Annotated in this window: 12 protein-coding genes; 6 read left to right on the top strand and 6 right to left on the bottom strand. The window is 73.1% G+C overall.

What is annotated here, in order from left to right; all coding sequences use genetic code 11:
- Positions 1 to 24 precede the first annotated feature (24 nt).
- Both ACH4MY_RS02930 and ACH4MY_RS02925 read left to right on the top strand, forming a co-directional pair.
- Positions 25 to 753, top strand: a complete 729-nt coding sequence (locus ACH4MY_RS02930; RefSeq protein WP_397997379.1) for a 2-phosphosulfolactate phosphatase — start codon at positions 25 to 27, stop codon at positions 751 to 753.
- Positions 750 to 1,154 (top strand): hypothetical protein, encoded by a 405-nt coding sequence (locus tag ACH4MY_RS02925; protein WP_397996591.1) that lies wholly within the window; start codon positions 750 to 752, stop codon positions 1,152 to 1,154. Before ACH4MY_RS02930 ends, ACH4MY_RS02925 begins: the two co-directional genes overlap by 4 nt.
- 81 nt (positions 1,155 to 1,235) lie before the next feature.
- On the opposite strand, the gene ACH4MY_RS02920 is transcribed toward ACH4MY_RS02925, so the two are convergent.
- Both ACH4MY_RS02920 and ACH4MY_RS02915 read right to left on the bottom strand, forming a co-directional pair.
- Positions 1,236 to 3,650: a helix-hairpin-helix domain-containing protein gene (locus ACH4MY_RS02920; protein ID WP_397996589.1), complete on the bottom strand. Its 2,415-nt coding sequence runs from the start codon at positions 3,648 to 3,650 to the stop codon at positions 1,236 to 1,238.
- A 121-nt stretch (positions 3,651 to 3,771) separates the two neighbouring features.
- Positions 3,772 to 4,638 (bottom strand): hypothetical protein, encoded by an 867-nt coding sequence (locus ACH4MY_RS02915; protein ID WP_397996586.1) that lies wholly within the window; start codon positions 4,636 to 4,638, stop codon positions 3,772 to 3,774.
- A 193-nt stretch (positions 4,639 to 4,831) separates the two neighbouring features.
- On the opposite strand from ACH4MY_RS02915, the gene ACH4MY_RS02910 reads away from it, so the two are divergent.
- Both ACH4MY_RS02910 and ACH4MY_RS02905 read left to right on the top strand, forming a co-directional pair.
- Positions 4,832 to 5,854, top strand: a complete 1,023-nt coding sequence (locus tag ACH4MY_RS02910) for a GlxA family transcriptional regulator (RefSeq protein ID WP_397996584.1) — start codon at positions 4,832 to 4,834, stop codon at positions 5,852 to 5,854.
- A gap of 9 nt (positions 5,855 to 5,863) precedes the next feature.
- A complete protein-coding gene (locus ACH4MY_RS02905) occupies positions 5,864 to 6,508 on the top strand; it encodes a DJ-1/PfpI family protein (RefSeq protein ID WP_397996581.1) in 645 nt (214 codons plus the stop codon).
- A gap of 18 nt (positions 6,509 to 6,526) precedes the next feature.
- Here the strand turns inward: ACH4MY_RS02905 and ACH4MY_RS02900 are convergent, their stop codons facing one another.
- The gene (locus ACH4MY_RS02900; RefSeq protein ID WP_397996578.1) at positions 6,527 to 7,270 is read right to left on the bottom strand and encodes an enoyl-CoA hydratase/isomerase family protein; all 744 of its coding nucleotides are present in this window, start codon (positions 7,268 to 7,270) and stop codon (positions 6,527 to 6,529) included.
- Between the two features lie 132 nt (positions 7,271 to 7,402).
- Here ACH4MY_RS02900 and ACH4MY_RS02895 point away from each other — a divergent pair, with 132 nt between their 5' ends.
- Both ACH4MY_RS02895 and ACH4MY_RS02890 read left to right on the top strand, forming a co-directional pair.
- Positions 7,403 to 8,014: an HdeD family acid-resistance protein gene (locus ACH4MY_RS02895; RefSeq protein ID WP_397997377.1), complete on the top strand. Its 612-nt coding sequence runs from the start codon at positions 7,403 to 7,405 to the stop codon at positions 8,012 to 8,014.
- A gap of 94 nt (positions 8,015 to 8,108) precedes the next feature.
- Complete coding sequence (locus ACH4MY_RS02890) at positions 8,109 to 8,666, top strand: ATP-binding protein (RefSeq protein WP_397996575.1); 558 nt, start codon at positions 8,109 to 8,111, stop codon at positions 8,664 to 8,666.
- Here ACH4MY_RS02890 and idi read toward each other — a convergent pair.
- The 3 genes from idi to ACH4MY_RS02875 form a co-directional block, all read right to left on the bottom strand.
- Positions 8,632 to 9,252 (bottom strand): isopentenyl-diphosphate Delta-isomerase, encoded by a 621-nt coding sequence (gene idi, locus ACH4MY_RS02885; RefSeq protein WP_397996572.1) that lies wholly within the window; start codon positions 9,250 to 9,252, stop codon positions 8,632 to 8,634. The two genes, ACH4MY_RS02890 and idi, sit on opposite strands and share 35 nt — an antisense overlap.
- A gap of 152 nt (positions 9,253 to 9,404) precedes the next feature.
- Positions 9,405 to 10,652 (bottom strand): GNAT family N-acetyltransferase, encoded by a 1,248-nt coding sequence (locus tag ACH4MY_RS02880; protein ID WP_397996569.1) that lies wholly within the window; start codon positions 10,650 to 10,652, stop codon positions 9,405 to 9,407.
- Positions 10,653 to 10,850: 198 nt separating this feature from the next.
- Positions 10,851 to 11,792, bottom strand: coding sequence for a cation diffusion facilitator family transporter (locus ACH4MY_RS02875; protein ID WP_397996565.1), 942 nt, complete (start codon positions 11,790 to 11,792; stop codon positions 10,851 to 10,853).
- Between the last annotated feature and the right edge of the window lie 215 nt (positions 11,793 to 12,007).

Genomic DNA, 12,007 nt, shown 5'->3' with positions numbered 1-12,007 from the left:
CGTCTCCTCCTGCCGGTGGCCGCGATGACGGTCTCCTTCGGCTGGGGCCCCGTCGAGGCACGGGCCCTCGCCCCCTCGGCCGCCTGCGTGGTCGTGGTGGACGTGCTGTCCTTCACCACGGCCGTGGGCGTCGCCGTCGAGGCCGGCGCGGCGGTCCACCCGTACCGGTGGCGCGACGCCACGGCCGTCGCGTACGCCCGGAGCGTCGGGGCGCGCCTCGCCGTCGGGCGCCGCGAGGCGACCCCCGAGCACCCCTGGACGCTCTCCCCGGCCGCCCTGCGGGCCGCCCCGATGCCACCGCGACTGGTCCTGCCCTCGCCGAACGGCTCCACCATCGCCGCGGAGGCCGGCGCCGCGACCGTCGTCGCCGCCTCCCTGCGCAACCACTCGGCCGTCGCCCGCTGGCTCACGGACCGGGGATACGGCTCGGCCGAACGCCCGCTCGCGGTCATCGCCTCCGGTGAGCGGTGGCCCGACGGTTCGCTGCGCCCGGCGCTCGAAGACCTGCTCGGCGCGGGCGCGGTCCTCGCCGGACTGCGTGCCGCGGGCGCGCACCCCCTGACCCCGGAGGCGACCGCGGCGGCCACGCTGTGGTCGGCCACGGAGGACCCGGTCGCCGCCTTGCACGGCTGCGACTCGGGCCGTGAACTGTACGCGTACGGCTTTCCGCAGGACGTGGCCGTGGCCGCCGAGACCGACACCTCGACGACCGTCCCCGTGCTCGTGGACGGCGCATTCCAGGAGGCACCATGACCGACGACGTCATCACCCGGCTCATCACGATGCTGGACGACCTCGACGCCGACGTCGACGCGACGATCGACCTCGCCGACGAGATCGCGGCGACGGGAGACCGGGCGCTGCTGCCGCGGCTGACGGACGAGCTCGACCGGGCGATCGCCGAGCGGAACGCCTACGCCCGAGAGCTGCTCGGCGGTGTCGTCGCGGGTGTCGGCGGCGTCGAGACCCTTCCGGTGCTCGTGCGGGCCTCCGCCGTCGACCTCGGCGACGACCAGGACGGCCTGGCCACCGAGATCGTCGACCTGGTCCAGGCGGACCCGAAGACGGCCCGCGGCCTGCTCCAGCCGCTCACGGAGGACGACGACCTCTCCGTCGCCAACCGCGCCGACTGGGCCCTGCGCTTCCTGCCGTAGCGAAGGCACGAGGGAGGGGTCACGGCCCGCCTGGCCGTGACCCCTCCCTTCCGTCCGGACACCGCTTCCGGCCCGTGCGTCCTACCGGCGCTTGCGGTCGCCCTCGCCCAGCAGCCCGGCCTTGCGCAGGGCGTCCGCCATCGCGCTGTTGGAGGGTGCGGGCGCGGCCGCGCGATCCCGGCCGGCGCGGTCCCCGCGGTCGTTCCTGTTGCCGCCCTCGGCCCTGCGGCCACCGCCCTGCCGCTGCTGCGGCGGCCGGCCGGAGCGCTCGCCCCGGTCCCCGCGCTCGCCCCGCTCACGCTTGGGCGCACCGCCCTGGGCGTCCGCGCCCGGCTCGTCGTCGAGCCGCAGCGTCAGCGAGATCCGCTTGCGCGGGATGTCCACGTCGAGGACCTTCACCTTCACCACGTCGCCGGACTTCACCACGTCGCGCGGATCCTTGACGAAGTTCTTCGACATCGCCGAGACGTGCACCAGACCGTCCTGGTGCACACCGATGTCCACGAACGCCCCGAAGGCGGCCACATTGGTGACGACCCCCTCCAGGACCATGCCGGACGCCAGGTCGCCGATCTTCTCGACCCCGTCCTTGAAGGTGGCCGTCCGGAACGCCGGACGCGGGTCGCGGCCCGGCTTCTCCAGCTCGCGCAGGATGTCCGTCACCGTCGGCAGACCGAAGGTCTCGTCGACGAAGTCGTCCGCCCGCAGCGAGCGCAGCGTGCCCGTGTCGCCGATGAGCGCCGCCACCTCGCCGCCCGTCGCCTTCACCATCCGGCGGACCACCGGGTACGCCTCCGGGTGCACCGACGAGGAGTCGAGCGGGTCGTCGCCGCCCCGGATGCGCAGGAAGCCCGCGCACTGCTCGTACGCCTTCGGGCCGAGCCTGGCCACGTCCTTGAGCGCCCGGCGGGAGCGGAAGGGGCCGTTGGTGTCCCGGTGCGCGACGATGTTCTCCGCGAGGCCCGAGCTGATGCCGGAGACGCGCGAGAGGAGCGGTGCGGAGGCGGTGTTGACGTCGACGCCGACACCGTTGACACAGTCCTCGACGACCGCGTCGAGGGAGCGCGAGAGCTTCACCTCGGCCAGGTCGTGCTGGTACTGGCCGACGCCGATGGACTTCGGGTCGATCTTCACCAGCTCGGCGAGCGGGTCCTGGAGCCGGCGGGCGATGGAGACCGCGCCGCGCAGCGACACGTCGAGGCCCGGGAGTTCCTGCGAGGCGAAGGCCGAGGCCGAGTACACCGAGGCGCCGGCCTCCGAGACCATCACCTTCGTCAGATTCAGCTCGGGGTGCTTGGCGAGGAGTTCGGTCGCCAGCTTGTCGGTCTCGCGGGAGGCCGTGCCGTTGCCGATCGCGATCAGCTCGACCGCGTGCTCCTTCGCGAGCCGCGACAGCCTGTCCAGCGCCTGGTCCCACTTGTTGGCGGGGACGTGCGGGTAGATCGTGTCGGTGGCGACGACCTTGCCGGTCGCGTCGACCACGGCGACCTTCACCCCCGTACGGAAGCCGGGGTCGAGGCCGAGCGTCGCCCGCGTGCCGGCCAGCAGCAGATCACGCAGGTTCGTCGCGAAGACCCGTACCGCCTCGTCCTCGGCGGCCGTCCGCAGCCGCAGCCGCAGATCGATCCCGAGGTGCACCAGGATGCGGGTCCGCCACGACCAGCGGACCGTGTCCTGAAGCCACTTGTCACCCGGGCGACCCCGGTCGGCGACCCCGAAACGGCCCGCGACGATCCCCTCGTACGAGGAGGGCCCGGGGGTCTCGGAAGGCTCCTCCGGCTCCAGGTCCAGGCTGAGCACGTCCTCCTTCTCGCCGCGCAGCATGGCGAGCACCCGGTGCGAGGGCAGGGCGGTGAAGGGCTCGGTGAAGTCGAAGTAGTCGGCGAACTTCGCTCCCGCCTCCTCCCGACCGTCCCGGACCTTCGCCACCAGCCGGCCGCGGCCCCACATGCGCTCACGCAGCTCGCCGATGAGGTCGGCGTCCTCGGAGAACTTCTCGGCGAGGATCGCCCGCGCGCCCTCCAGGGCCGCGGCGGCGTCCGCGACACCCTTGTCCGCGTCCACGAAGGCCGCGGCGGCGGCCGCCGGCTCCACCGACGGGTCGGTGAGCAGCCCCTCCGCCAGCGGTTCGAGACCGGCCTCGCGGGCGATCTGCGCCTTCGTCCGGCGCTTCGGCTTGAAGGGCAGGTAGATGTCCTCCAGGCGCGCCTTGGTGTCGGCCGCCCGGATGCGGGCCTCCAGCTCCCCGGTCAGCTTGCCCTGCTCGCGTACCGAGTCGAGGATCGCCGACCGGCGGTCCTCCAGCTCGCGCAGATAGCGCAGCCGCTCCTCGAGCGTGCGCAGCTGCGCGTCGTCGAGCATCTCCGTCGCTTCCTTGCGGTAGCGCGCGATGAACGGCACGGTCGAACCGCCGTCGAGCAGCTCGACGGCTGCCTTCACCTGTCGCTCGCGTACGCCGAGTTCCTCGGCGATCCTTGCTTCGATGGACGTCGTCACGGTGTCCCGACTCGCCTTCTCGTGCCTCAAGCTTGCGAGTGCATTGTGCCGGGTCGGTCACCCGTACGCGGCAACCGACCCTTCCCGCGCGCGTCCCGGAGGGCCGACGGGCGCCCCGCGGTCACCCCTTGCCGACGAGATCCGCCGGGAACGCGCCCGCGCCGGCGGCCGTGACGAGGAAGCCGCGCCCCAGCTCGGTGAGCCGCTCGACCCCGGCCGCGCCGAGGTGCTCGTAGGGAGCGGCGTCGAGGCGGTCGGTGTGGTCCTCCAGCTCGGCGCGGAGGGCCGTACCCGCCTCGGTGAGCTCGCCGTCGGCGTCGGTCAGACCCCGTCCGCGCAGCCGCTCCGCCGCCGCCTCCCAGTCGGCGCGCCGCCAGCCGCGGGAGCCGAGGACCCAGCGCGGGGACATGCCCTTGCCGGTGGCGGTGTGGGAGGCGAGGGCCTCGACGGGGTCGAGTCCGGCGGAGAGCAGGGCCGCGAGGTGCCCGTCGCCCCGGTGCTCGCGCAGCAGGGTGGCGGCGTACCAGTAGGCGAGGTGGGGCTCCTCGGGCACCGGCAGGTCGGCGTTGGCGGAGTACAGCGGCCGGGCGTGCCGGGTGCAGGCCTCGGTGGCGCGCAGGGCGAGCTCCGCGGCCTCGGCCATCTCCGGGGAGGCGACGGTCTCCTCGCCGAGCAGACGGCGCAGGGTCGCGTCGGCGGTGCGCAGCCGCGCCTCCAGGACCTCGGCGGGGGAGACGGTGTCCCAGACGGCGGGGAGGTGCCGGGCGAGCAGCTCGTGGTTGTAGTTGTAGAAGGTCGCGGCGACGGTGCCGGGGCCGACCGCGCCGAGTGGGGCGCTGCGCGCGGCGAGCCGCATCGCGCTCTGGTCGGTGAAGCCCAGCGCGCCGAACTCGCGGTCGAGGTCGGGGGAGAAGTAGAGCGTGGAGTGCATCGGGTTGAGGGCGTTGTGGCAGCGGCGTCCCGCGCGCGGCGGCAGAGCAGTCGTCATACCCGAAGGTTACCGACTGGTCGGTACGACGGGAACAGCCGGGACCGTCGCGACCCGGGAACAGCCGGGACCGTCGCGACCCGCCCGGAGCCGCCCAGGCCCTCGCGACCCGTCGGGCCGGCCGGTGCGGGAGGGCAGGAAAGGTGGGGTCGGCGTCATTGCGGCCGTCCCGGCGGCCTCCGAGGATGGAGCCATGACGCAGCGATCCGTACTCGTCGTCCTCTTCGACGGCGTGCAGAGCCTCGACGTCACCGGCCCCTTCGAGGTGTTCGCCGGTGCCGGCCGAGCCGCCGGGCACCCGTCCGCGTACACGATCCGCACCGCCTCCCTGGACGGCGGCCCGGTCCGTACGCACAGCGGGCTCCGCCTGCTCCCCGACACCACCCTCGCCGAGGCGGTCGCCGACGGAGCCCCGCACACCCTCGTCGTCCCCGGCGGCGAGGGCACCAGGCGGCCCGCCCCCGCCCTGGTCGACTGGCTGCGCACCCACGCCCCCACCGCGGGGCGTCTGGTCTCCGTCTGCACGGGGGCGCTGCTCCTCGCCGAGGCCGGCCTCCTCGACGGACACCGGGCGACCACCCACTGGGTCGCCTGCGACCATCTCGCCCGCTGCTACCCCGAGGTCGAGGTCGAACCGGACCCCATCTTCGTCCGCGACGGACGGATCTCCACCTCCGCCGGGGTCACCGCCGGCATCGACCTGGCCCTCGCCCTGGTCGAGGAGGACCTCGGCCGGGACGTGGCCCTCACCGTCGCCCGCCACCTGGTCGTCTTTCTGCGCCGGCCCGGCAACCAGGCCCAGTTCAGTGCCCAGCTGGCCGCCCAGACCGCACGCCGGGAGCCGCTGCGCGACCTCCAGCAGTGGATCACCGAACATCCCGAGGGGGACCTCTCCGTCGAGGCCCTCGCCGCCCGCGCCCGGCTCTCGCCCCGCCACTTCGCCCGCGCCTTCCGGGCGGAGACCGGCACCACCCCCGGCCGCTACGTCGACCGGGTCCGGCTCGAACACGCCCGCCGCCTCCTGGAGGAGACCTCGCGCGGGGTCGAGGAGGTCGCCCGCGCCGCGGGCTACGGCACCCCCGAGGCGATGCGCCGCGCCTTCACCAAGGCCCTCGGCACCGCGCCCGCCGACTACCGCCGTCGGTTCCACGCACCCGTGAACCGACCACGGCCCGACCACGCACCGGTCGGCCGCCCACGCACCCGCCATCCCTAAGGAATCACCGTGCAGATCGCCGTCCTGATCTACGAGGGCTTCACCACGCTCGACGCCGTCGGACCGTACGAGCTCCTCGCCCGCATCCCCGGGGCCGAGACCGTCTTCGTGGCCACGCAAGCCGGACCCGTCCGCAACGACCAGGGCAGCCTCGCCCTCGTCGCCGACAGGACCCTCGCCGAGGTCCCTCGCCCGGACATCGTCCTCGTCCCCGGCGGACCCGACGCCCGGAAGGCCATGAACGACCCGGAGATCCGGGCCTGGCTCCGCACCGCCGACGAGACCAGCACCTGGACCACCTCTGTCTGCACCGGCTCCCTGATCCTGGCCGGTGCCGGAGTCCTCGACGGCCGCCGCGCCACCACCCACTGGCTCGCCTTCGACGAGCTCAGGGCGCTGGGCATCGAACCCACCGCCGAGCGGGTCGTCTTCGACGGCAAGTACGTCACCGCCGCCGGTGTCTCCTCCGGCATCGACATGGCCCTGCACCTGCTCGGCCGCATCGGCGGGGCCGAACTGGCCCAGTCCGTCCAGCTGCTCACCGAGTACGACCCGCAACCGCCGTACGACGCGGGCTCGCCGGAGAAGGCCCCGGCCGAGATCGTCGCGCGGTGGCGGGGCGTGAGGACGGAGGACCTCCCCCAGGGGCGCTGAGCGGGGGCGCTCCGGGCCTCAGCTCCCGTACGTGAAGCGGGGCGCCCGGCGTTCCAGGAAGGCGGCGACACCCTCCGCGGTGTCGCCGCTGCCGCGCGCCTGCTCCGCCCAGTGGGCGTCCCGGTCCAGCCGCCCGTCGGCGAACTCCTTGGCCGCGGCCTGGGTCAGCAGCGAGCGCGAGGCCAGCACGCGGGCGAACTCGGCCACCCGCTTGTCCAGCCCACCCACCGGGTGGAGCTCGTCCACGAACCCGGTCCGCAGCGCCCGGTCCCCGTCGATCAGCTCGCCCGAGAACAACAGGTACTTGGCGGTCGACGGACCCACCAGGGCGGTGAGCCTGCGGGTCGACGACGACGGGTAGACGATGCCGAGCTTGGACGGGGTGATCCCGAAGCGGGCGCCCTCCTCGGCGAACCGCAGGTCGCAGGCGGCGGCGAGCTGGCTGCCGCCTCCGACGCAGAAGCCCCGGACGGCCGCCAGGGTCGGCCTGGGGAAGGCCGCGAGCGCCTCCTCGGCCCGTACCGCGAGGGTCTGCTGCTCGTCCCCGGGCTCCCGGAGCGCCGAGATGTCGGCGCCGGCGCAGAAGGTGTCGCCCTCGCCTGTCAGGACCAGGACCCGCACCGCGGGGTCGGCGGCGAGCCGGTCCAGCACGCCGGGCAGCGCGCGCCACATGCCCGCGCTCATCGCGTTGCGCTTGGCGGGGTTGGCGATGACGACGGTGGCGATCCCGTCCGCGACGTCGGCCTTCAGCTGCGGATCCATGGGCCGGATGCTATCCGCCCCACCCGAACGTACGATCAGGAAGGGGCCGCCACGAGGAGGCACCGCATGGCCGATGACGCCCACGGGACGCACGGGGCCCCGGACCCGGCATCGGAGGACCCCGTCCGGGAGATGGCGCGCGAGGGGAAGCGGCTCAACCGGAGCTTCGGCTGGCTCGCCGTGCTCGGCGTCCTGCTCGTCCTCGGGGGCATCGTCGGGCTGATCTACACGGGCCTCGCCACTCTGACCTCGATGCTGCTCTTCGGCTGGCTGCTGCTGATCGGCGGGGCCGTGGGGCTGCTCCAGGCGATCCAGTCGCGGGGCACCAGTTACTTCTGGCTCGCCGCGGTGGTCGCCGCCCTGAACATCGCCGCGGGTGTGGTGGTGATCCGTCACCCGCACGGTTCGGCGGAGGCGCTGACGATGTTCGCCGCCCTGCTGTTCCTGACCGGCGGTCTCTTCCGGCTGGTCGGCAGTGTGGTGGTGCGAGGGCCGCAGTTCGGCTGGACGCTCCTCCAGGGGGCCTTCGGCCTGCTGCTCGGTCTGCTCGTCCTGTTCGACTGGCCGGACAGCAGCCGGTACGTTCTGGGGGTCTTCTTCTCGCTGGCCCTGCTCTTCGACGGCCTCGGCCTGATCGCGATCGGGGTGGGCGGGCGGCGCATCGTCAGTATGGTGACCCCGGCACCGGTGTCCAGCGCGCCACCGGAGCCGTCAGAAAGCGCGCCCGATCAGTCGAACAACTGACATCGGCATACTCACCCGATCAGAAGGCAGCCGATAAGTGTCGACTTCTGGTCAGTAGGTCGGTACGCCCACGCGAATTGCCAAGACTCGATCCGTGGCGAGAATCGAGCACGAGGGTGGGAACCGTACCGTGGAGACCCACGGAGGTGGCCCCGCCCGGCAACCTTCCTACGAAGGAGTCTGGCGCTTCACCGCTGCCGCGGTCGACGTCTCCGTCCCGCAGGCGCGGCACGCCGTACGGGACCTGTTGGTCCGCCAGGGCGTCCCCCTCCACGAGGAGATCATGGACGGCCTGCTGCTGATCGTCTCCGAGCTGGTCACCAACGCCGTGCGGCACGCGGCGCTGCTGTCCCCGGAGATAGCGGTGGAGGTGGCGATCGGCCCCGAGTGGATCCGGGTGTCGGTCGAGGACAACCACCCGTACCGCCCCAAGGCCCTGGAGGCGGACTACGGCCAGACCGGCGGCCGCGGGCTGCTCCTGGTCCGCGAGATCGCCCAGGAGGCCGGCGGCGCCTGCGACGTCGAGCACACCGCGGGCGGCGGCAAGATCATCTGGGCGGCCATGCCCCTGACCCCGATGGCACCGGGGCCGGGAGCGGCGGCGCACCAGCCGATGGTCACCAGCCCCCGGACGGACCCGTCAGTTCCCTGACCGCCGGACGCGCCGCGTCCAGCACCGTCATGAACCAGGCGGAGAAGGGCGCGGCGGCATGGCGCTCGGCCAGCTCGGCCGCGGTCACGAACGCGGTGTCCTCGATCTCCTCCGGGTCGGGCCGCGGCTCGGCCTGCACCAGGCCGACGAAGAGATGGTTGAACTCCTGCTCCACCAGGCCCGAGGCCGGGTCCGGGTGGTTGTAGCGGACGGTGCCCGCCTCGGCGAGCAGCGTGGGCGAGACACCGAGCTCCTCGAAGGTCCGCCGGGCGGCGGCGGCGAACGGCGCCTCGCCCGGGTAGGGGTGGCCGCAGCAGGTGTTGGACCAGACACCGGGGGAGTGGTACTTGCCGAGCGCCCGGCGCTGGAGCAGCAGCCGGCCCGACTCGTCGAAGAGGAAGACGGAGAAGGCGCGGTGCAGCTGGCCGGGCGCCTGGTGGGCGGCGAGCTTCTCCGCCGTACCGATGGTCGTCCCGTCCTCGTCGACCAGTTCGAGCATGATCGGCGCCGGGGCTCCGGACGGCTGGACACCGTTCGACATGATCTCCGGCGAGATCTGAGCCGCGGTGGCTGGTGTGGTCGGCATACCCATCCTTCGCTTCGGTCCTCGCCCCGGTGGGGCCACCTCAGTCTGCCGTACAAAAGCGGCTTGTCCGTACTTCGGCGGCCGGACGTGGCCGCTCCCACCGCACCGGAGTACAACCGGCGCGGCAGGAGCGGAGGGGCGGCTCGGGGCGACTAGACCCCGAAAGCCGCCGGATAGGCGATCGTCCCCGCGGGAACGGGTACGGAGTCGTCGAGGACGAGCGCCATCATCGCCTCGTCCGGCACCTCGAAACCTGGCTTGATTCCATACTCAGACGCACGTACGAACCCGAACTTCGGGTAGTACTCCGGATGGCCCAGGACCAGGACGAGCGACTCGCCCCGCAGCCGTGCCGCGTCGAGCACCGCTCGGACGACGGCCTGCCCGGCCCCCGTCCGCTGGTACTCGGGTGCCACCGCGACCGGAGCGAGCGCCGCCGCGGGGGCGTCCCCCACCCGGCAGCGGGTGATCAGGGCGTGCGCCGCGACCGAGCCGTCGGGGGCCTCGGCCACGTACGACAGGCCCGGGAGCCAGGCGTCGGGGTCCCGCCGGAGCGCGTCGACCAGATCGGCCTCCGCGTCCGACCCGAAGGCGGCCGCCACCAGCGGACGGACGGCCCCCGCCTCGTCGGCGGCCTCCGGCCGGGTGTGCCAGCGGGGATCGGCGGGCCGCAGGACGAATCCCGCGTACCCGTAGTCGGAACCGTGCTCGCGCCGCAGAGCGATCTCGGCCCGGGCCCCGGCCACCGCCTCGGCCATGCCGGGGACGGTGGTGTCCGCCGCCTCGGCGTGCGCGGCGAGCGGGACGTAGTACTCGTCCCAGTCGCTGTCGGGCTGCGTGACCGTCCCCAGGACGTGATAGTCGGCGGCGACCGCCGCCGCCGCGTTCCCGGTGACGGTACGGAGCGGATAGTGCTCCTCCCAGAAGGCACGGGCCACCGGGCCCGGCTCCCCGGTGGTCCAGACGCACTCGGTGAGCACCAGGGCGCCGCCGGGGGCCGGCAGCCTGCGCCACTCGGCGAGCGCCCGGTCGAAGCCCAGGACGAAGACCGAGCTCTCGGCCCAGACCAGGTCGAAGGAGCCGTCGGGGAACGGCAGTGCGCCCATGTCGGCGCGGAGGGTGCGGATCGAGCCGTCCAGCCCACGGGCGGCCGCGGCCTCGCGCAGTTCGGCGAGGAACGGCTCGTGGGTGTCGACGGCGGTCACCTCGGCGCCCGCCTCGGCGGCCAGGAGCAGCGCGGAACGGCCGGGGCCGCAGCCCAGGTCGAGCACCCGCGGACGCTCGGGAAGCCGCCCGCAGAGCGCGAGAAGCCGACGGGTGGTGGCGTCGGAACCGGGACCCTGCCGCGGAAGACCGTGGTGCAGGGCGAAGAAGGAGTCGTGCAGAGCGTTGTCGGACAACGTGGGAAACCCTTTGTGAGAGGGCCCCGGCCGACGACGTGACGGACCGGTGGGAACCGGGATCAGGTCAGCCGGAGACCCGGAAGCTGAGGAAGGACCGGGTGCTGCCGCTCGCGGCAGCCTCCATCGCGACGGTCATCAACCTCAGCTCCTCTCTCCACACGTTCGTGCGAAAAGACTAACAGGCGGGCGCCGGCCTCACAGGCAGAGCTTCGCCTCGTGCTCCGCGTGCCCGACCGGCTCCAGCTGGAAGGTGCAGTGCTCCACGTCGAAGTGGGAGCCCAGGCATCCCTGGAGGGAGTGCAGCATCTTCTCGTGCCCGACCGAGTCCAGCGCGCCCTGGTCCACGACGACGTGCGCGGAGAGCACCGGCATCCCCGAGGTGATCGTCCAGGCGTGGAGGTCGTGGACGTCCTCGACGCCCGGCAGGGCCAGGATGTGGGCCCGCACCTCCGCCATGTCGACGCCCTTGGGGGCCGCCTCCAGAAGGACGTCCAGGGTCTCGCGCAGCAGCTTGACCGTGCGGGGGACGATCATCAGACCGATCGCGATCGAGGCGATCGGGTCGGCGTACTGCCAGCCGGTGAGCAGGATGACCGTGGCCGCGACGATCACGGTGACCGAGCCCAGGGCGTCGGCGAGCACCTCCAGGTACGCCCCGCGCACATTGAGGCTGTCCTTCTGGCCCCGCATGAGCAGCGACAGCGAGATCACGTTGGCGACCAGACCGATCACCGCGAAGACGATGGTGAGGCCGCCCTTGGTCTCGGCCGGCTCCATGAAGCGCTGGACCGCCTCGTACAGCACATAGCCGCCGACGACGAGGAGCAGCAGACAGTTGGCGAGCGCCGCCAGGATCTCGGCCCGCGCGAACCCGAAGGTCCGGTTTCCCGAGGGAGGCCGGTTGGCGAAGTGGATCGCGAGCAGGGCCATCGCCAGGCCGACCGCGTCGGTCGCCATGTGCGCCGCGTCGGCGATCAGCGCGAGCGAGTCGGCGAGCAGTCCGCCGATGATCTCGATCACCATCACGGAGAGCGTGATGCCGAGCGCGATCCGCAGTCGGTTCTTGTACGCGGCCCCGGCGGTGCCCGTCGGCGGCGGGCCGCCGTGGCTGTGCCCGTGGTCGTGTCCAGCCCCCATGACGTGGCCTCCAGATCGTGTGTGCGCAGGTGCCCCGATGAGCAAGTCAACTACGGGTGGGGGGTATGTGCAACACGGTACTGAACACCGTTGTCATATGCTCTGACCTGCGACGATCCGATCAGGACCGGCCATGGCGCGAGGGCGGCTCCCGAGGCCCCCACGGCGGGCGGGGACCGTGGTTTGTGAGGCGGGCCACCGATCGCCCATGATGA

The sequence above is a fragment of the Streptomyces sp. NPDC017246 genome (assembly GCF_044331325.1).
Taxonomy (GTDB): Bacteria; Actinomycetota; Actinomycetes; order Streptomycetales; family Streptomycetaceae; genus Streptomyces.
Note: the sequence above shows the minus strand (reverse complement) of the source record. Positions and strands in the feature narration are given on the sequence as shown.